General features: G+C 46.2%; 15 protein-coding genes. 4 read left to right on the top strand and 11 right to left on the bottom strand.

The window, feature by feature from the left end:
• Window positions 1-7 precede the first annotated feature (7 nt).
• Both QUB77_RS06860 and QUB77_RS06865 read right to left on the bottom strand, forming a co-directional pair.
• The gene (locus tag QUB77_RS06860) at window positions 8-1,795 is read right to left on the bottom strand and encodes a peptidoglycan DD-metalloendopeptidase family protein (protein ID WP_333174634.1); all 1,788 of its coding nucleotides are present in this window, start codon (window positions 1,793-1,795) and stop codon (window positions 8-10) included.
• 90 nt (window positions 1,796-1,885) lie between these two features.
• Window positions 1,886-3,076 carry a transposase gene (locus tag QUB77_RS06865; RefSeq protein WP_333174632.1) on the bottom strand — a complete coding sequence of 397 codons (1,191 nt, stop codon included), beginning with the start codon at window positions 3,074-3,076 and terminating at the stop codon, window positions 1,886-1,888.
• Between the two features lie 637 nt (window positions 3,077-3,713).
• Here QUB77_RS06865 and pgeF point away from each other — a divergent pair.
• Entirely contained in the window at window positions 3,714-4,592 is an 879-nt protein-coding gene (pgeF, locus tag QUB77_RS06870) for a peptidoglycan editing factor PgeF (RefSeq protein ID WP_333174629.1), read from the top strand.
• Window positions 4,593-4,836: 244 nt separating this feature from the next.
• A complete protein-coding gene (locus tag QUB77_RS06875; protein ID WP_333067066.1) occupies window positions 4,837-5,448 on the top strand; it encodes a CPP1-like family protein in 612 nt (203 codons plus the stop codon).
• Window positions 5,449-5,667: 219 nt separating this feature from the next.
• Here QUB77_RS06875 and QUB77_RS06880 read toward each other — a convergent pair whose 3' ends face one another.
• Complete coding sequence (locus QUB77_RS06880; protein WP_333174626.1) at window positions 5,668-6,366, bottom strand: HAD family hydrolase; 699 nt, start codon at window positions 6,364-6,366, stop codon at window positions 5,668-5,670.
• Between the two features lie 496 nt (window positions 6,367-6,862).
• Here QUB77_RS06880 and QUB77_RS06885 point away from each other — a divergent pair, with 496 nt between their 5' ends.
• The gene (locus tag QUB77_RS06885; RefSeq protein WP_333174624.1) at window positions 6,863-8,992 is read left to right on the top strand and encodes a diguanylate cyclase domain-containing protein; all 2,130 of its coding nucleotides are present in this window, start codon (window positions 6,863-6,865) and stop codon (window positions 8,990-8,992) included.
• Complete coding sequence (locus QUB77_RS06890) at window positions 8,973-9,506, top strand: GNAT family N-acetyltransferase (protein ID WP_333174622.1); 534 nt, start codon at window positions 8,973-8,975, stop codon at window positions 9,504-9,506. Before QUB77_RS06885 ends, QUB77_RS06890 begins: the two co-directional genes overlap by 20 nt.
• Before the next feature lie 20 nt (window positions 9,507-9,526).
• Here QUB77_RS06890 and hppD read toward each other — a convergent pair whose 3' ends face one another.
• The 8 genes from hppD to pstS all read right to left on the bottom strand — a co-directional run bounded on the left by hppD (window position 9,527) and on the right by pstS (window position 19,011).
• Window positions 9,527-10,588, bottom strand: coding sequence for a 4-hydroxyphenylpyruvate dioxygenase (gene hppD, locus QUB77_RS06895; protein ID WP_333174619.1), 1,062 nt, complete (start codon window positions 10,586-10,588; stop codon window positions 9,527-9,529).
• Between the two features lie 401 nt (window positions 10,589-10,989).
• Entirely contained in the window at window positions 10,990-11,697 is a 708-nt protein-coding gene (locus QUB77_RS06900) for an SDR family oxidoreductase (RefSeq protein WP_333174618.1), read from the bottom strand.
• 83 nt (window positions 11,698-11,780) lie between these two features.
• Complete coding sequence (locus QUB77_RS06905) at window positions 11,781-13,187, bottom strand: NYN domain-containing protein (RefSeq protein ID WP_333174616.1); 1,407 nt, start codon at window positions 13,185-13,187, stop codon at window positions 11,781-11,783.
• A gap of 42 nt (window positions 13,188-13,229) precedes the next feature.
• Window positions 13,230-14,501 (bottom strand): APC family permease, encoded by a 1,272-nt coding sequence (locus tag QUB77_RS06910; RefSeq protein ID WP_333174614.1) that lies wholly within the window; start codon window positions 14,499-14,501, stop codon window positions 13,230-13,232.
• 388 nt (window positions 14,502-14,889) lie between these two features.
• Entirely contained in the window at window positions 14,890-15,741 is an 852-nt protein-coding gene (pstB, locus tag QUB77_RS06915) for a phosphate ABC transporter ATP-binding protein PstB (protein WP_333174611.1), read from the bottom strand.
• A gap of 55 nt (window positions 15,742-15,796) precedes the next feature.
• Window positions 15,797-16,777 (bottom strand): phosphate ABC transporter permease PstA, encoded by a 981-nt coding sequence (gene pstA, locus QUB77_RS06920; RefSeq protein ID WP_333174609.1) that lies wholly within the window; start codon window positions 16,775-16,777, stop codon window positions 15,797-15,799.
• The gene (gene pstC / locus QUB77_RS06925; protein ID WP_333174606.1) at window positions 16,774-17,781 is read right to left on the bottom strand and encodes a phosphate ABC transporter permease subunit PstC; all 1,008 of its coding nucleotides are present in this window, start codon (window positions 17,779-17,781) and stop codon (window positions 16,774-16,776) included. Before pstC ends, pstA begins: the two co-directional genes overlap by 4 nt.
• A gap of 201 nt (window positions 17,782-17,982) precedes the next feature.
• Complete coding sequence (gene pstS / locus QUB77_RS06930) at window positions 17,983-19,011, bottom strand: phosphate ABC transporter substrate-binding protein PstS (RefSeq protein ID WP_333174603.1); 1,029 nt, start codon at window positions 19,009-19,011, stop codon at window positions 17,983-17,985.
• Window positions 19,012-19,246: the final 235 nt, after the last annotated feature.

Raw genomic sequence — 19,246 nt, forward strand, 5'->3', positions numbered from 1 at the left:
CCAATTTTTACCTGTTAGCTTGCTTCTGAATTTTGGGTTTGACTGCTTCGGCATCTTTGGGCTTAGAAATGTCAGCTTTTAACAGTTCCGGGAATGGCGGCTGGAGGTTGTGAACTTCGATGTCCATTCCCAGTGGCAGAGGTGGAAGCTGAGGCAGATCGTTTTCCAAATCCTTGAGTGAGTTAGCGGTTTGTATTTCCACCATTTTCGGCATTTGTGGTACTTTGGCGGTTTCCAAACTGCCGATCATTTTTGCCAGAGCGAATTCTAGCTGAGAGCCCGGATCGATCGCCACCCAACCCTGGTCAGTCATTTGGCGAACCTCGAAGTGGAGGTGAGGCCCTGTAGACATTCCCGTACTGCCGACGCGGCCGATCGTCTCTCCCTGTTTCACCCACTCTCCCGGTTTCACAAACAGTTCCGAAAGGTGGGCGTAGAGAGTTTCCTGAGACTTTTTGCTGTGGTTGAGAACCACAGTCAAACCGTAGCCGCCCAACCAATCGGCGATCGCCACTTGACCCGCATAGGCTGCCAGTACGGGCGTTCCCATCGGGGCTCCCAAGTCAGTTCCGGTGTGAAACCTGCCGTAGCCCATAACCGGATGAGTCCGCCACCCAAACGGCGAAGTAATTGCCGAAGCAATCGATAGCGGAAACAGCAAGCTGGTGTTGCCATTTCCGGGCAGACCTGCGGGACGTGGCGTGAGATTGTAGTAAGCAAAGCCGGTATTGCTGCCGCTGCTGACACTAACCGCACCGACTTGAACCGGCCCGAGTCCCATGCTGGGCGCTGGAGCGCCGCCGCCGTAAGATGCCGATCCGGCATAATATCCTGCGTCTGCGGAGTATCCAGTGTTTGCGGAGTAGCCGATGTTTGCCGAGTATCCAGTGTCTGCTGAGTATCCTGCGTCTGCCGAGTATCCTGCGCCTGCCGAGTAGCGCGGGGGTGCGTAAGCAGATTCCGGCGGGTTTGAACCCCCCCAAACCTGGCTGCCTATTTGTTGAACGGCTTGACCGAGTTTACTGACAGGATTTCCGCTACTATTTCCTGCCACAGTTTCTCGAACATTGCCCGGAAGGCTTTCTGGCAGATTTCGAGGAGGAGGGGCTGCAATATAACCGTCGTTTGCGATCGGAGTTTCCTGTCTGTAGTTTGGTTCTGCGGCATCTGCCGTCACCGGATCGGAAACAGGAGGAGGCGCGCACCAACCGCCTTCTCCTTCGCAGCCGGTCGATCGTTCTGCAAACTCTACACTTGTTGGCGCTTCGTACTCTTGGTACTCGCTGGTAGCGCCAATACTGTAGTCTGTTTGGTCGATTTCAGCGTGGGCTGGGTTAACTGGCGCTTCAAAAGGTGGCTCCTGGGCCGTCGCTTCTGGCAAAGGAATCAGCGCTGGTTCCGGCAGATAATATTCGGTGGGAGGTGGTTCGCTGGCGTACTCCGGCTCCCAGGCGGGTGCGGGATCGAAAGGCTCGGAGGGCGGAACTTCTGCCTGCGGTTCAGGGTATGGTTCTGGCGACCCTTGGCTGTATTCGGGTTCCGGGGGCGGAAGAGGAGCTTCAAATAATGGCTGGAGTTCTGCTGCGCCGGGGACGGCTTGTTCTGCTGGCGGAGTTTCGGCTTGGGCCCAAACTAGGCCTTTGCTGAGCAGTCCCAGACTGGCAAGGCAACCCAGTCCCACCAGCAGTGAGCGATCGGACAAAAGGCGCGATCGAGTCCGGGTGCCTGTAGGGTTCTTTTTTTGCTGTTTGGTGTTCAAATGGGCTGTTATTTGCTTGTCTGGAACTGGTTTCACGATTTTTTTTCCCAACTCAACAGGGGGCACAAGGATCTCGAATTGACAACTCCTCGACCCGAAGGCACGAGGATTCTTGGTTCATTGGGACTACTCATGTAGCTTGCCCTCCCCAAAATTCACTGCGATTTGCCCAACCGCTGTATATCCACGCTGCAACACCACCTGCGCTGCTGCAACATCTCGATTCGTTTCATAGCCACACGTTTGACATCTATGCACCCGTTCGGATAGTTCTTTTTTGCCTGTATGGGTTTGACATAAGGGACAAGTTTGACTTGTTCCGTTGGGGTCTACTTTTGCAAAGTATGCACCTCGCTTAAAGCAAACATGACCCAAGATATTCAGGAACTGACCAAACCCTGCATCAAGCGTGTGCTTGCTCATCATTCCGGCTGACATTGCTTTGAGGTTCAAGTCCTCAGCAAATATTGTTTGGGCCCAGGTACATAAATGATGTGCGGTTTTGAAATGAAAGTAAGAGCGACTGTTCGAGATGTATTCGTGGTGTTTAGCTATTTGGTGTTGAATTTGACGAAACTTCCTAGAACCTTTTTTCTTGCGCTTGAGTTGACGTTGCAGCAATTTCAGCTTGCGTTGTCCATCCACAAAGAATCGAGGTCTATCAATCAATTCACCATCAGAAGTTGCCAAAAAATGTTTTAACCCTAAATCAATCCCTAATCCATGCCCTGAAGGTGAGGCTTGAGGCACTGCGACATCACATTGCAAACTGAGCATGGCATAGTAACCAGAAGCCCTCTTAACAACGCGAATTTGCTTAACATCAAAGCCTTGAGGGATTGGACGCGACAGGTGCATTTTTACCGGGCCAATCTTGGGCAGGTTGACCCAATCGGCATTATCAAACCGTTTAACGGATTCTAGATTCAATTGAGGGAACACAAATGAGCGCATCCGCTTTTTGAATCTAGGAAAACCGTGTCCTCGTTCCCACATCGCCACAAACGCTGCCTCTAGTTGGCGCAACGCCTGCTGCAAGACATGGGTGTGAGGCAGTTTTAACTCAGGAATTAACTTCTTTGCCAATGCCAATGATTTGCATTGGCGGGCAAAGGTTGGACGCGGTGCATCATCCGGGATAATGTATTCCTGCTTAATGCTGCACGAGTTGATATCACACTTACGAGAATTAACCCAATCTTTTCGTTCTCGCAATCCAAAGTTGTAGACCTTGCGGCAAATATTGAGCCACTGGTCGAAAGTTTGGCGTTGCACGTCAGTAGGAATGAGCTTGTATTCGTAGGTGAGATTTAACATACAACTATTGTAGAGCCAACCTGAATAAATGCGGTGCTGTTTATTCAAACAACTCGCTGAGAGATTGCGAACCGAAATTCCCCTTAGAAGGGGGAGGCTTGTATCCCATTTTTTTGGTCGGGATCGAATGTATGGCCATCCTTGTCTTTATATACAGGCCTAACTGATTCTACCGGGGTTGAGGCAATTTTTTTTGCCCGTAGAACAAGCTCAAATGCCTTACGCATTCACTCGCGATCGATATCCGGTTTTTTTGATCCCGATGGCACTTGCCTAGAAGTCTGTGACGGCCACACTGATGATAGCGCTTTGGCGTTCGTCTATGTTAATTAGTTGCCTATATTTTTGTGGTTCTGCAAAATTTCGGCGCAGTCGGTCGTCCTGAAATATTGCACCATTCTCAATAATCTTTTCAGGGCGGGCTCTGTTGCCCACCCCACAATAAAATCTACTCTTCGCGGAACGGGCCCGAAAGCCTGCGCGAGAGAGAATGGTGCTCGGGGCGTGAGTTGTTCTAAAACCGCCTACTCATCGCGATTTTTTCCTGAAACCTGCCCCTGCCTTTAAACTTCGCGGACAAAATTTTTGATTGTTTAGAATACAAGCTAAATGATGCGCTTGGGTAAGGATACGTTTCATGACTGTAGCTGGCGATCGCTTGACAAATTTTACTGACTCTGTATGCGCCGGAGTACCTGACGGTATCAGTTGGGACTGGCAGAGTTATGAAGGCTTGCCCTATCTGACTTGCAGCTTGCTTTCTCGCTGGTATCACGGCTTTTTTACTCGCGATTTCTCGCCCCAGGGGCCGATCGATCTGACGGAAGTTCTCGAACCGGGAGCTAAGGTTTACCGACTCCAACAGGTACACGGCAATGTGGTACTCAAAACGAGTGAGTTGTCCCCGGTTGTGGCTCCGGGCCCGGAAACCGCTGCCCCAAGCTATGCTGAGGCTGATGGCTTGGTTGCCGATCGAGAATTGCAGGCGCTGTGGGTTTGCTCGGCTGACTGCGTGCCGGTTCTGATTGCTGACGATCGCACGGGACTGGTTGCAGCAGTTCACGCGGGTTGGCGCGGGACTGCTGCTAAGATATTACCAGAGGCGATCGCTCAACTTGTGGCACAAGGCAGTCAACTAGAAAATCTGAAGATTGCTATGGGGCCGGCGATCGCTGGAGAGGTTTACCAGGTATCTGTGGAAGTAGCAGCGGAACTGGGAGCCACCATTGCTCCTAAGAGTGCCGTTAGTGCGACAGCAGACGGCATTCTAGAGTTTTTGCACCAACTGCCGGAAACGCCTGTCTTAGCCGATCCAGAACCGGGAAAAGTACGCTTGGATGTTCGCCTCTGCAATGCTTTGCAATTGCAGCAGTTGGGAATCGATGTTTCTCAAGTGGCGATCGCTCCTTTCTGTACTTATTCTGACTCGGCTCACTTTTTTTCGTACCGCCGCGATCGACTTAAAAAAGTCCAGTGGTCGGGAATTGTGAGTGCCTGCGGGACAAGTCCCTTCTGAGGGCATTTGGCAGAAGGTAAAATTTTAGACGGCCAAGATAAAAATAAAAATCTTTGGATTCATTATTTTTTATTTACGAATGCCAAATGCCTTCTAGTTTCTATTTTCGTAAGGTTTGCTGGTTCCTGTTTTAAACCACCAAAAACTAGCAGCAAAACTTTTGGGAAAGCGGCCCAAGCCCCCGCCCCGCTTTCCTCTCTTGTTAAGATTACTCTATAACGAGAGTCTTCAGCGGGTTATTACCATGAGTGAGCCAACTCCCTATCAACTGCTTGAAGTCGATGAAGATGCTTCCTTTGATGAAGTGCAAGAGGCCCGCACGCGCCTAGGTGAGCAGTACAGCGGTGACAAGAAACGTTTGGAATTGATCGAAGCAGCTTACGACGCGATCCTCATGGATCGCCTGCGGCAGCGACAGGAAGGTAAAATTAAAGTACCCGAACGCATTCGCTTTCCCGAACGGCTGACTCCGCCACCTCCAAGCTTTACTCCGTCTCCTCCTAGTGGCAGCCCAGCTTGGTTGCAGCGGCTAATCGATACTCCTAGTAAATCGGACATTTTGTGGCCGGCTGGGGTGTATGTGGGGTTAGGCGGACTGAGTATTTATCCGGCGGCTAATGATGGTTTACTACAGTTGACTCTGGCTCTTGGGGTCGGCTCTTGTCTTTATTTTGTTAATCGCAAGGAACAAAAATTTGGTCGGGCAGTGCTGCTGACTGTGGCTGGCTTGGTTATAGGCTTGTTGCTGGGAGGCTTTTTGGGTTCTTTGGTCAGTCCGGCATTTATAACAACAGAGAAATTTATCGCTTTGTTTACGTTTTTAATTCTGTGGCTGGTCAGCGGTTTTCTGCGATAGTCAGTTGTCAGTTGACAGTTGACAGTTGACAGTTGTCAGTTGTCAGTTGTCAACAGTCATCAATCATTAGTCAACCATCAACAGTCATTAGTTATTGGTAATTGTTAATTGGTAATTAGTAATTGGTAATTGGTAACAATCAACTAACTACTAACACCTAAAACCTACGAACCAACCAATAACAATTAACCAATAACAATAATTAACCACTGCCAAATGTCAACTGTCAACTGACAAGTGACTATCTAAAATAATCTCAACTGCTTCGCTCAAATTGTTGGCAATTAAATCCGGTTGGTGCATTTCTAGTTGGGTGCGATCGCGAATTCCGCACAAAACACCAATTACCTTGACACCGTGCGTTTTTGCTGCTACAATGTCCGCCTCCGTATCGCCAACCATCCAAGTGTCAGAAGCCGGCGGCAGTTCGGCGAGAGCTCTTGCCATCAACAGCGGCTTATCTTTGACATCCCCGGTTTTAACGTAATCGTTGGGGAGGCAATAGCGGCGGTTTTCTGGGAAAAATTGCCCTAAATTGCAGCGGTTGAAGGCTTCATCTAGTTCCCTAACGCGGCGCATGGTCATCACCGCTAAGTCTACTCCAGCGCGCTGCACCTTTTCGAGCGTTTCCAGAACGCTGGGCACTGGTCGATCGTAAATCATGTAGGGTAGCGTGTGGACGGTTTGACGGCGTTTCTGGGCAAAATCGCGGGCTTGATCTGCGTCTAATCCTGAGAGAATGCCAATTTCGGTTTCGGGAACCCGCGCCCGCTTCATGTCCCAAAACTCGGCTTTGGGGAGTTCGCGCACTGGTTGGTCCCAACGCTTAGTCTCGGCGAGACAATACTGGTAAACTCGGTAGTAGCGATCGGACACGTCCATAATCGGGCCGTCAAAGTCGGTAATAAGTCTCAGCATTTAGCAGAGTATTTTTAAGCTTTTATACAAATTCTTCGATACTATATCACTTAAAGGTAACACTTTGTTTACAAAAATTGACACAAATACCCAGGGGAGGTAAGGTCTATAGGAATGGTGCTAATTAAAGCAAACATTTGAATTAAACTGTGATGTTCCTCAACTTTAGCGGTTGTCAGCCATATCGGGGAATTTAAAATTAAAATGTGCCACACAAATAGTGTAAACCGCTACATATTGTTCATATATCTCCACCTCAATCGAGGCTGATTTTGACTGCGTTTTCTCAAAAAAAATTGGTTCAATTAATATTTGGCCAGATTTTTCAAATAAGCAAAAAACTGCTTGGAGAATCCAAAGTGTACTGTTTGCATAAATTAGCCAGCGGTAACAGGTGATGACATCCGCCAGTATAAAAATTTCCCTGATAAATCGCAGCCAAACAACAACTAACTTTATCGGCTAACCTTTGAGAGAGATGCTCTACAATAACGAGATGGTTCCAACATTAACTGTAGAGAGCAGCGCCAGAAGTATTAATATTCTTCTTTATAAGCTGTTATCCTTACGCAGGATTGAATACCTCACAGTCGATCGGGAACTTAAAATTCAAGAAATATCTTTGAAAGTGCAAGATTTTGCCTACATTCATGAGGAAGTAGGCGAAGGAAAAGATGTGCGCGATAGTTTTCCCGAACTGATCGGAAGTGAAGAAATCCTTGAAGGGATTATTGAAGAACGAGAGCAAGACTTTCAGTTAAAAGCAATTACCCGAACTCTCAAAGACGGATCTTATTTGTATCTAAATTTGTACATTTTTGGTTATCATGAAGAAGCCAATGCTGACAGATTGATTATTTTATGCGAAGATGTGACCGATAGCATTGCAGCTCAGAAAAAAAGGGTTCATTCTGTCAAGGAAAACAGTATTAAAGGCGATAACTTAGCTGCGGCTGGCGATTATATTGACAAAATTATTAATTCCCTAGGGGATGTTTTGTTCGTAACAGGAACATCTGGCCAAATCAAAAAAGTGAATCAAGCTGCACAGCAATTATTTGGATATACCGAATCGGAATTAATCGGCCAATCCATATCCATGATTACGGCTGAGGAGGAATTGTTACGCAAAGTCAGCCAGCTACCTCCTGCACTTAAAAGCGAATATTGGCCTCAAGTAAAAGTAGCTTGCCAAACGAAAATAGGTGTAAAGCTGATTGTTGCGTTTTCATGCTCTACTTTCGAGACCACCCTAGGAAGCAAGGATGGAGATAGCGAGGTCATACAAGATTTTGTTTATATAGGTAAAGACATTACCAAGCAACAACGCATAAAAAAGTGTCAAGAAGCACAGTATGCTGTTACTCATATCCTGTCAGAATCAACTTCTCTAGATAGCGCAACTCCGAGAGTTTTGCAAGCTATTTGCCAAAGTTTTGGGTGGGATTTTGGCGAACTTTGGACGCCTGCAGAGGTGGAGAAAGAAACTAGATTGGGTGAGGAAATAAAATCTGAAAAAGATCCGCTTTGGTGCCTGCCGCTTTGCTGTCCGATCGAGGAAACTCCTTGTTGGCGGCGGGTGGCAGTTTGGCAGGCAGCGGAGGAAGTTAGGGAGTTTGCCGAAAACGATCGGCAGATTACTTTGGCTGCGGGTGAGGGTTTGCCGGGGGCGGTTTCCAGAAGCGGTTCTACGCAGTGGATTACTGATCTTGTGGCCGATCGCAATTTCGTGCGATCGCGCTTGGCCGAGGAAGCGGGACTGCGATCGGGATTCGGTTTCCCCATTCACGCTAGGAGCCAAGTTGTAGGAGTAATGACTTTTTTTTGCCGGGAAGAGCTGCAGCCCGATCAAGATTTACTTCAGATAATAGCTGTTGTAAGTTCTCAATTAGGAGAATTTGTCAAACGCAAATATGCAGAGCAAGAATTGCAAGAAGCTGAAGCTTCAATCCGATTTTTGTACGAAGAAGAAAAACGGCAAAGTGAAGAATTAGCTCGGCAAAATTTAGCTTTAGAACAAGCCAAATTAGAATTACAAGCAGCTAATATGGAATTGCAGCGCCTGGCTTCGGTGGATGGATTGACTCAAATTCCCAACCGCCGCTGTTTTGACAAAAAATTGGAGTTAGAATGGCAGTTGATGGAGCGAGAAAAAGAGTCGCTGTCTTTAATTTTGTGCGATATCGATTTTTTCAAACTTTACAACGATCGTTACGGTCATCAAGGAGGCGACGAATGTTTAAAACAAGTAGCCGAGATTTTAGCTAGCAAGGCTCAGCGGGCAGGAGATTTAGCCGCCCGCTACGGCGGCGAAGAATTTGCGGTAATTTTGTCGCGAACTGATGTGCAACGAGCAATGCGGGTAGCTGAAGCAATTCGCAGCGATTTGAAAGCAGCGGAAATTTTTCATGCTGCTTCCAAGGTAAGTAAGTTTATAACTCTCAGTATGGGGATCGCTACTACTGTACCTGCTGCTGGTTTATCGATTGAGGAGTTAATTGGACAGGCCGATCGAGCGCTGTATCGAGCTAAACTAGAAGGACGCGATCGTATAGTTGGCCTAGACTTAAAAATAGAATTTCAGGAGCCGCAAGGAGTATTTTCTGATGATTGTGAGAGAAGCTAAAATCGCTGACGCACCTGCAATCGCACGAGTTAATCTAGATACTTGGCGGACAGCTTACCGGGAAATTATACCAGCAGATTACCTCGCACAGTTATCCTATGAAAAGCGAGAAAGCACTTGGCAAGAAATCCTGGTCAACGTCAAAAATACTGGAGTTTTTGTATGCGTTGCTGAGAATGAATCGGGAGAAATTGTAGGTTTTGCTGCCGGTGGTTGCGAGCGCACCGGCAAATATGTATATAAAGGAGAATTATTTGCCATTTATATTTTGGAGGAATATCAGCGTCAAGGAATCGGACGGCAACTCGTGAGAAAAGTTGCCACAAAATTGGCAGAATTAAGTTTGAACTCGATGCTAGTTTGGGTACTAGGAGACAATTCAGCCTATAGGTTTTATGAGTTCTTAGGAGGTGAAAAAGTAGACGAACAGCAAACAAGTAGAGCAGGAGTTGCACTCAAAGAAATTGCCTACGGGTGGAAAGATATCGCAGTGCTGATTAACACGCCTGTATGACTTAAAAACTGGAAGTTTTGTCAATCATCGATCAAACTTCCCCTCTTCATCTGTTCCCGTTCTATCGCCTCAAACAAAGCTCGAAAATTCCCCGCGCCAAAACCTCCAGCTTGCACCTGTTTGCCGTTAACTACACTAACTCGGCGCTCAATAATCTCGAAAAAGAAAGTCGGTTCTGCAAAAATTGGCTGGGTAAAGATTTGCAGCAGCATTGCTGCGGGAGTATCTTCTTGCCAATCTGCCAAAACTTGACAAGCTGCAATTGCTTGCCAATCGGCGGGCAAATAGTTTTGTCGCTGCTGCAATTCCGAATAGTATGTTGGAGGAACCGGCAGAAAAGGCAAACCGCACGATCGCAAATCGGCAACAACACCCACAATATTATTAGTTTGCAAAGCCATGTGCTGAATTCCCGGCCCTCGGTTTGCACTTAAAAACTCTTGAATTTGAGAATTAGCTGATGCCGGTTCATTAATCGGGAATTGCACCCCACCTTCAGCGTGCACCATAACTTGGCTCCGCAAAGCCGATTTCTCAGTCTGAATGTCAAAATTTTGCTGCGGTTGAAAACCTAATATTTTTTGATACCAACTCACAGCACTTGACAAATCGCCCGATTCAACATTTAATACTACGTGGTCAATCCGGGTAAACAACGGCCGCTTATCCGAAGCCGATAGCAGTGAATGGCTGCCAATTTGCTCAACCAGCGTATGGCTTAAATCTCCCCAGCCCGAAATTTTTGCCCGCTTAAAATAGCCTCCTGCGTTTAGGTCTTCTTGAATCGGTTCCAGGATTTTAGCGCCTTCTGCCGCCGCTCTAGCTAGCGCTAATTCAATATTTTTTACCCGAAAACCCACATCGGAAATCCCTGGAGGATGAAACTTCAACCAACTAGCAGCGGGACTCGCGGGTGTCAGGGGCGAAGATAAAACAAAACATACATTGCCGCTGCTGACAACTTCAGTGTGAGTGTGGCTGTTGGCGTAACCTGCTATGAATTGAAAGCCTAACTGGCTGACAAACCAGTCGCGGGATACTTTAGCGTTTTCAACGTAAAATTGAATGCGATCGAACTCCATAATCAATAATTGAAAATGGAAACTGAAAAAGGGAAAATCTGCTGATTTTCAAGGCGAAATTCCAAGGTACAGACTGAGTAATGGATATTTTTCATACTTTTTATTGCGCGCCCACTTAATAATAACCTAAAGATTGAATATCCTAGCTCCCTCTGAAGGCAGAAATAAGTAAGCACTTAAAAGAAACCCCGTGTCTGAGATAACTTAGGTTTGACCGCTGGGCTTTCACCAATAGGGCTAAGGCAAAAAAATGGTTTGATATGCTATTTATAGGGGTAAGGTGCGCAAGTTTATGCACCATACATAATTAACTGCTGTACAAGTTCTCAAACCTAAAAATATCATAATTTTTCTTGCCTTCAGCTTCCGCTGCGTTCTGCCTTCAAATCACTCCTCAATCGCTAAAAGAACAAATGACTTTCCGGCTGAATATTAATCTCCATCGGCACAGCTTGCGGGTCAGCCGAAAGAGCAAACATAATCGCCTTTGCAGCAGTGTCGGTACTCAGCATTTTTGACCTGTCTACCTTCAAACTCACATTATCCCAAAACGGAGAATCCACCCCGCCAAAATAGAATAGCGTAAACTTAATGCCGTAGCGTCGCAGTTCATCTGCCATGCACTTGCTGAAACCAACTACCCCAAACTTTGAAGCGCAATAAGCCGTTCCCATCGCCATCGAATGCTTGCCCAAAATTCCGATGACATTGCAAATGTGGCCGGATTTGCGCTCTTTCATTACATTCGCCGCTGCTTGAGATGTGTAAAAACTGCCTTTCAAGTTCAAGTCAAGCATTGCATCTAAATCCGCAGGTTCTAACTTGTTCCACTGCTTGAGAATTCCGGCACCGGCGGCGTTTACGAGAGCATCAATTTGTCCGAAATGTTCCACAGTTGTCTGCATCAGCGTCTCGACTTGCTGCAAATTGGTGATATCTGTGGGTACGCACAGTACCTCTGTTGCCGAAAGTTCGCTCGCTAAAGCGTCTAATTTACTGCTGTCTCTGGCGGCGAGCACTAGCCTTGCACCCGCATCAGCGAGTTGACGGGCCACCGCTGAACCGATGCCGCCAGTCGCACCCACCACAACCACAACTTTGTCCTGCATATCCCTTTACATTTCTTGACGTTCCGATTGTATGATAACTCAAGTTGCTAGTAATGGGGAGGTTTATATATTTTAATTTTTAATTAATTGAGGGAAACTTGCCAGCCTTTTTCGGCTTTTTTTAGCTGGAGAGAAGCGCAGGATTGCAAAAATTTAGTAAATTTCCTACCGAGATTAAAATCTTTAATTATTTGGGTAATTTGTTTGCCGTATTGTCTGTGAAATTCGCTACCTACATTGGAGAGAAATACAGAATTTTCGGGAGAGTTGTCTGTTAAGTCGCCAACGATTTTGACAAGAGCTCTTTCCAAGTCTTCCAGAGAATTAATATCTGTCAAAGTCGCAGGTGCTGTCTGGTGGTTATTGATAATTTCTTGGCTAAGTATTGGCGGCGGGGGCGATAATCTTACTTCAAAAAGAGTGACATAAGTTTGAGAAGTTTCTGATGGTTTGTGGAGGACAAAATCGGTGGGATATTTGAGAAAGATATCCCTAGTTTTAGTGCCGAGTAAATGATGGGCGACAACTTGATTGAGGACTAAGCCGTAATTTTCCCTAAATAAAGCTGAAACAGTAGAAAGTTTGATCCACTGAGTTGAGGTGCGTTTTTGCTCTTTTTTGATTAATTCTTTTAGCTGAATAACTAATTGTTCTAGGGGTGTAATTTCCGGTATGGTTACAAGAGAATGGGTTTCCATTTGTCCGGTTTTGCTGTTTAAAACTATGATTTTATCTACTTGTTTGCGGACTTGAAATACGGTTAATCCGTGGGCTTGCAGTGTATTGCTGAGGTGAGTCAGGGCGCGATCGGACGAACAGACAAAAATCTCTTTGGCTGTGGGATAATGTACGAAAATCGATGCGCCGACTGTAGCCATTTTTAAGTCGGCACTGTCTTTGCCGGGGGGGACGTGGATTAGTTGATAGCCACGCTGGTGAAATTCGGCATCTTTTTTGCCCATGCTGCGCCAGTTGGCAAAGGCAACTTTGATTTGGATGGGATAGTGGCAAATTCCCTCTAAAAATTTTTCGGTTTCGATGTTGAGTTGCAAGTTTTCGACATCTAGCAGCAAGATAGCAATGCCGATAGAAAGAGAATTTGTTTGATTGGTGAGAGTGGAAGGTTTGGACGAAACTGAGTTTTGTGATTTAGCGGGTGCTGTTTCAGATTGGGCTAGCTGCTGAATTTTGGCAAATAATTTGCTGAATTGAGGTGAATTAACGAATTCTGGAACCAGCAGAATTTGTAGGTATTTTTTTGCAGTCAGCAGCAGGGAATCTGTATCGCTGGCTACAGTGAAACTTTTTGTCAATTTTCCAATCAAAACTGACTGAAAATCAGGTTTAGCCCAGGGGGTTTTCCTATATTTTTCAGTTATCCATTCGGGATGCTGTTGCTGAATGGTAATTAGGGTTTGAGCTATATAGCGACTGATGACGCTGAATGCGAGAGATTCTTGAGTCGCAAGCTCGGGAGTTCGATCGGGCATGACCCTCTACAATGCGGGATGCTGTTTCAATTTATCACACTTCTAGTTTCTCGCCGGGAGTCGGACGATCGCCCGCCAAATTAAACCGACGGCAATTAATGCCAATCCTGTCAGCCAAATTTCCCTCTCCACCCAGAAAGCCAAAAACAGACAATTCCCCAAACCCAACCAAGCCAACCACTGCGGATAAAGCCTTTCGGCGGGGGAAAGTTGCAGCGCGGCGAGGTTGGTGATAGCGTAATATATCAAAACGCTAAAAGCGCTAAATGACCAAGTGGTTTTGACATCGCCGACGAGGATTAAAAGTGCGATCGTAACTTCCACAACCACCACAGCCACGTAGGGAGTTGTCCCCGAAGGATTAAGCCGCGCCAAGACTCTCGGCATATCCAAGCGCCGCCCCATCGCCAGCCAGATGCGCGACAGCCCTAAAATTAAGTTCAGCAAGACTCCCAACATAGCGGTAATTGCACCGACGGCTAGCAGTTGCGAAACTCCTGGAATTGGGAAACTGCGGGCGATGACTTCCAGGGGTGCAGTCGTGCCGCCTGGTTGTAAAGACAATTTATCGGCTCCCCCCGCGCCCGCGACAACTACTGCTACCCCCACGTAAAGCAGCATTGTCAACACCAAAGTGAAAATTATGGCTTTGGGAATGGTTTCCCTCGGTTCCCTCACTTCTTCGCTCATTGTGGCGATGCGGGCGTAACCGCTATAAGCGACAAACATCAGGGCGGTGGCCTGGAGGATGGAGCCGATCGAGCTATCATTCTGTACGGTGGCCATTTCCCACCTTACCTCTGGCAAACCGACAGCCACAAACAGCGCTAAGGATAGAAGTGTAACTGAGACTATGGCAGTATTGGCAATATTCGATCGCCTAATTCCCGTCAATACAATTAAAGTGAGGGTGGCGAGGGATCCTAAAGCTGTTAGGATCAGGTAAGTGCGATCGGCTACACCAACTGCATTTAAAAAATACCCCGCAAAACCTAAAGCAGCAGTAGCAGCAGAAGCCGTTTTCGCCAACAGAAACATCCAGCCTGCCGTGAAACCCAGCCAAGGATTGAGATATTTGTACCCATATTCATAAGTACCGCCGCTAACAGGATGATTTGCCGCTAATTGAGCGCTGTTAAGGCCATTGCAAACAGCCACTAAAGCCGCAATACATACAGCTAAAATCACTCCCGGGCCAGCAACTTGCGCAGCTATTCCGATACTCACAAATACTCCGGTACCGACGATTGAACCCAAGCCCATGAGAGTTGCGCCGAAAACACCTAACTCTCGCTTAAGAAGCGGTGAAGACATAAATATAGCGGTTTTCTGTTCAGTGCCATACTGATATTAGGTTAGATCTAGCAATATTTGCAATAATTCGGGCAGGGGTTTAAACCCCCGCCTCAAAAATCAAGTCCCCAGCTAGGAGGACTGCAATACTTCTTGAGAATGTTGCCCAATCTGAGTTAACACTAATATCAATTCTGCTTGCATTGGAATGAATGATTAAACCGCAGAGTACGCAGAGTACGCAGAGGAAGAGAACAGAGAGAGATGAATAATTCCGATGCTAACGGATTTGATATAACTCAAATACTATTACTATTTCCTAGTTTTCTTAAGAGGACTTTAACTGTGAGACAGGGACTTAAGCCCCTGTCATAATATAGCGACTAATAGAAAGGAAAGAACCCTAGTATTAACCGAAACGGCCTTGAATGTAATCTCTCGTACTCGAATTGCCCGCAGAAGTAAAAATCTTACTGGTAGGCCCAAATTCCACCATGTGGCCGATGCGACTTTCATCAGTATTAAAGAAAGCCGTGTAATCAGAAACACGAGCAGCCTGCTGCATATTGTGCGTCACAATCACAACAGTTAACTGCTGGCGTAGAGTCTGAAATAACTCCTCAATCTTCATCGTTGAAATCGGATCTAAAGCAGAACAAGGTTCATCCATCAGCAAAATTTTTGGCTTCACAGCTAAAGCGCGAGCAATACAAAGTCGCTGCTGCTGTCCCCCCGAAATCCCCTGAGCCGATTTATTCAAATCGTCTTTGACTTCATTCCAAAGCGCCGCACTTTTAAGGGCAGATTCCACAATTTCATCTAATTCTGCTTTGCTTTTGCGACCAAAAATCCTCACGCCGTAAGCAATATTATCGTAGATGCTCAGTGGAAACGGATTTGGTCTTTGAAACACCATCCCAATTTGGCGCCGCAAACTATTAATGTTTACTTTCGGGCTGTAAATATCCTGTCCAAAAAACTCTACTCTTCCTTTAATTTTAACTTTTCCCTCCAATTCACCAATCCGGTTGAGAGCTTTGAGAAAGGTAGATTTGCCACAACCTGAAGGACCAATAATCGCCGTAATTTGCGGGTGAGGGATATTCATCGATAAATTTTCTAATACTTTGTGAGTTCCGTAATAAAAACTCAAGTCGTGAACCCGCAGTGCTGGCATTGCATTGGGGTCTATTTCCGGGGTGGCATCGTCTAGGAATTGAGCTGTATAGTTTTCGGAGTTCAAGTTAGCTTTAGGTTTCATTATTGGCTGGTTATATTGTTAATATTTGACTGAGAGATGCACTTTAGTTATTGATTTATCGGTTTTGCAAGCGTTTCCGAGTTACTGTACGGGATGCGACGCTAGCAATCAAAACCATGCCCAAAAGGACAGAGGCAGCAGTCCACGCCAATTCGTTCTGCTCCTTGTAAGGAGAGCTGGCGTAGCTATATATTAATACCGACATAGAAGGAGTCGGAGTCAGCAGTGTTTCGGGAATTTCTTTGAGTTTTGAAAGGGTTTCTGCACCTATGGGGGACTGCATTATCTCGCCCAATTTATCAACTAAAGGAGGCCAAAATTGACTCGACAACGCCGTTACAATCAGGGGTGCGGTTTCGCCGGCTGCCCGGGAAGCAGCGAGTAAAATACCTGTGGTAATAGTTGGAAGTGCTGAGGGAATAATAATGCGAAACATAGTTTGAAAGCGTCCGCCTCCCAAACCAGCAGAAGCGAGACGGTAAGAAGTAGGCACTAATTTTAATGCTTGTTCTGTTGTCAGAGCAACAACTGGAAGCATGATGATGCCGAGGGCAAAACCGCCTGCTAATGATGAAAATGCTTTGGTGGTAACGACAATTAGGGCGTAGGAAAAGACGCCAACTACGATGGAGGGAACGCTGCTGAGAATGACGGTGATAAAGCGAATACTATTAGCCATCGCTTTGTTTTCTCTACCAAACTCAGACAAAAATATTCCGGTCATTACGCCGATAGGCACGCTGATTAATGTCGCAATTCCCACCATTAAACCAGTGCCGATAATCGCATTGGCAAAGCCGTTGGGCTGGTCTTCAACTCCGACGGGTGCGGGCAAAGATACTAGCACTTCCCAGCTCAAATGTGTAAGTCCTTCCCCCAATATTTTGTACAAAATAGCTAACAAAGGTAGCACGGCAAGAGCTGTGAGAACGAAGGCAATAAGTGTCATTCCACGACTGAACAAATTTCTGCTCAGTGACAGGGGGTTGTAGATTTCTGCATCCAGAATACTGTTTGATTTTTGTGCTTGAGTCATTTTTTATTTTTAGCTCCCTTAACGCCCATTAGCTTAACCAGCAATACTGCCACTGCATTCACCAACAAAGTGATGACAAATAGAATCAAGGCTAAATACATCAAAGCGCCGATGTGCAGTGGTTCGAGAGCTTCCCGAAATTGACTTGCCAAAACCGCAGGAATTGAGTAGCTGGGAGCTAGCAGGGATTGGTTGATTTGAATCGAGTTGCCAATCACCATTGTGACGGCCATTGTTTCGCCTAAAGCGCGTCCCAAAGCCAAGATTGTAGCGCCTATAATTCCTGAACTAGCTGCTGGTAATAACAGCTTAAATATTGTTTCCCAGCGGGTGGCACCGAGGGACATGGAAGCACTTCGCAAATCAACTGGAACTGACATCAATACATCGCGGCTTATGGCGGCTACTGTTGGCAAAATCATAATTGATAACAGTATTCCTGCAGGCAGCATTCCGGGGCCTAAAGGTTCGCTGCTGAACAAGGGAAACCAACTGAAATTATCGAACAATGACTGCTGCAAGGGCAACAAAAAGGGAATCAAAACAAATATTCCCCAAAGGCCAACTATTACGCTGGGAATAGCCGAGATTAATTCAACCATGAATCCCAAGGGCGATCGCACCCAAGCGGGTAAGAAGTTCTCGCTCGTAACTATAGCTACTGACAGCCCTAAAGGAAGTGCGATGATTATGCCGATCGCAGAACTAATTACAGTACCGTAAATAAACGGCAAAGCCCCAAACTGCAACTCGCCGATATCCCACTTGGGATTCCACAAGAAGGAGAGTCCAAAATTGCTAATAGCTGGCCAAGCATCTTTAAAAATTACCGCACTCATCCAGAACAGCGTGCCTGCTGTCGCTAAGGCAAAAGCCCATACAAACAGTGTAAATCCTGACTCGATCCATAAACCTTCGCCCGAAGTATCTGTCAAGTCTAATGCTGTGTTTATTTCTGCCGATTTCCGAGTCACTTTTTTACTTTTCTTGGAAGGATTGGCCATACCGAAATTCTTGCGTAAAAAGCGAATTATTGGCTTCAAATGCTAGTTAGTCAAATGGCTGGGTGCGCCCTGCACACATGGTTGGTAGGGTGCGCAGTGCGCACCTTACACAGTAAATTTAGCGCACATTAACCCGATAATTTATGAGTTTTGAGTCATACATTTAACTCGTCAACTCATAACCTCATGCGATCGCCAAAATTAACCTCTGGCAACCACACTCTGATTAACTGTTTGAACCACCTTTTGAGCTGTAGCTGAAGGAATTGTAGTATACTCTAGCTGTTTGTTGATACCTTGGCCTGTAGTCATCACCCAATTAACCATCTTTTTAATAGCCTCTGCTTTCGCAGCAGGATACTGTTTGTAGATTAACAGCCAAGTCAAGCCAACAATCGGATAACCATCGTTAGGATTTCCTTCTACTAAGCGGAAATCTGCGGGGAATGTTTCCCCTGCTAAAGCTTTCTCTGCTTCAGCCAAGCTAGGATCTACAAACCGGCCAGCTTTATTTTGAATAAACGCTGTTTGGAGATTGTTTTGCCGAGCATAAGTATCTTGAACGTAGCCGATCGCACCCGCTGTATTTTTCACCAAAGCAGCTACGCCGGGGTTTCCTTGACCGCTGACAGGGCTTCCTGGCCAACTCGGCTGAGCCGCTGCTTTGACGCTGCTGCCGATCGCCTGCAAGTGGTTAGCAAAAATAAAGGTTGTACCGCTGCTGTCTGCGCGTACAGCTACTCGAATTGGAGTATTGGGCAAGTTTTTAGCTTGTCCAGAAATTCCCGCTATTTTAGCATCGTTCCAGCGGGTAATTTTGCCTTCAAAGATGCCTTTCATCGCATCATTATTTAGCCTCAGATTAGTCACTCCGGGCAAGTTGTAAACAACTGCAACAGCGCCGCCAGCAGTCGGAACCGCCATGACGCCGCGCTTTACTTCGGCTATTTGTGCAGCAGTCATCAGCGCGTCGCTGCCTGCGAAGTCAACAGTGCCTGAAATTAATGCTTTGATACCAGCACCGCTGCCGGTTCCTTCGTAGTTTACAGTAATTTGATTTGCACTTCTCATCTGAGAGAAGTAGCGATCGTAAAGAGGTTTGGGGAAAGTGGCTCCCGAACCGTTTAGTGTGACAGCAGCTACAGCAGAAGTAATCAACGAGAGCGAAAATGCTGCTACCGCTAGCGTAACTATAAAAGCACGCCGCCAACGTGCTGTGAAGAAAGTCATAATTGTCGTCCTCAATATTATTGATAGCAGGCTTTGGGAATCCTACATAGGATAGACGAAAATCCCTAACTAAAGACATAGGAAAGAATAAGCTTGTTTTAAATTATGGTTAATTTTAGATTAAACTTTTAATTATTAAGAAATGGGTGCAATAACACTAAGCTTGTTTTAAATTATAGTTAACATTAGATTAAGTTGTTGAGGGTTAGCTGCAGCGAGTTCTATTGGAGTTATT

The organism is Microcoleus sp. AT9b-C3 (genome assembly GCF_036705485.1).
Lineage (GTDB): Bacteria > Cyanobacteriota > Cyanobacteriia > Cyanobacteriales > Microcoleaceae > Microcoleus.

Excerpts from the sequence above, each read along its gene's own strand:
- QUB77_RS06885 (WP_333174624.1), top strand. The coding sequence starts at position 6,863 with ATGGTTCCAACATTAACTGTAGAGAGCAGCGCCAGAAGTATTAATATT.
- QUB77_RS06875 (WP_333067066.1), top strand. The coding sequence starts at position 4,837 with ATGAGTGAGCCAACTCCCTATCAACTGCTTGAAGTCGATGAAGATGCT.
- QUB77_RS06905 (WP_333174616.1), bottom strand. The coding sequence starts at position 13,187 with ATGCCCGATCGAACTCCCGAGCTTGCGACTCAAGAATCTCTCGCATTC.
- QUB77_RS06900 (WP_333174618.1), bottom strand. The coding sequence starts at position 11,697 with ATGCAGGACAAAGTTGTGGTTGTGGTGGGTGCGACTGGCGGCATCGGT.
- hppD (WP_333174619.1), bottom strand. The coding sequence starts at position 10,588 with ATGGAGTTCGATCGCATTCAATTTTACGTTGAAAACGCTAAAGTATCC.
- pstS (WP_333174603.1), bottom strand. The coding sequence starts at position 19,011 with ATGACTTTCTTCACAGCACGTTGGCGGCGTGCTTTTATAGTTACGCTA.
- QUB77_RS06890 (WP_333174622.1), top strand. The coding sequence starts at position 8,973 with ATGATTGTGAGAGAAGCTAAAATCGCTGACGCACCTGCAATCGCACGA.
- pgeF (WP_333174629.1), top strand. The coding sequence starts at position 3,714 with ATGACTGTAGCTGGCGATCGCTTGACAAATTTTACTGACTCTGTATGC.
- QUB77_RS06865 (WP_333174632.1), bottom strand. The coding sequence starts at position 3,076 with ATGTTAAATCTCACCTACGAATACAAGCTCATTCCTACTGACGTGCAA.
- pstC (WP_333174606.1), bottom strand. The coding sequence starts at position 17,781 with ATGGCCAATCCTTCCAAGAAAAGTAAAAAAGTGACTCGGAAATCGGCA.
- pstB (WP_333174611.1), bottom strand. The coding sequence starts at position 15,741 with ATGAAACCTAAAGCTAACTTGAACTCCGAAAACTATACAGCTCAATTC.
- pstA (WP_333174609.1), bottom strand. The coding sequence starts at position 16,777 with ATGACTCAAGCACAAAAATCAAACAGTATTCTGGATGCAGAAATCTAC.
- QUB77_RS06880 (WP_333174626.1), bottom strand. The coding sequence starts at position 6,366 with ATGCTGAGACTTATTACCGACTTTGACGGCCCGATTATGGACGTGTCC.
- QUB77_RS06910 (WP_333174614.1), bottom strand. The coding sequence starts at position 14,501 with ATGTCTTCACCGCTTCTTAAGCGAGAGTTAGGTGTTTTCGGCGCAACT.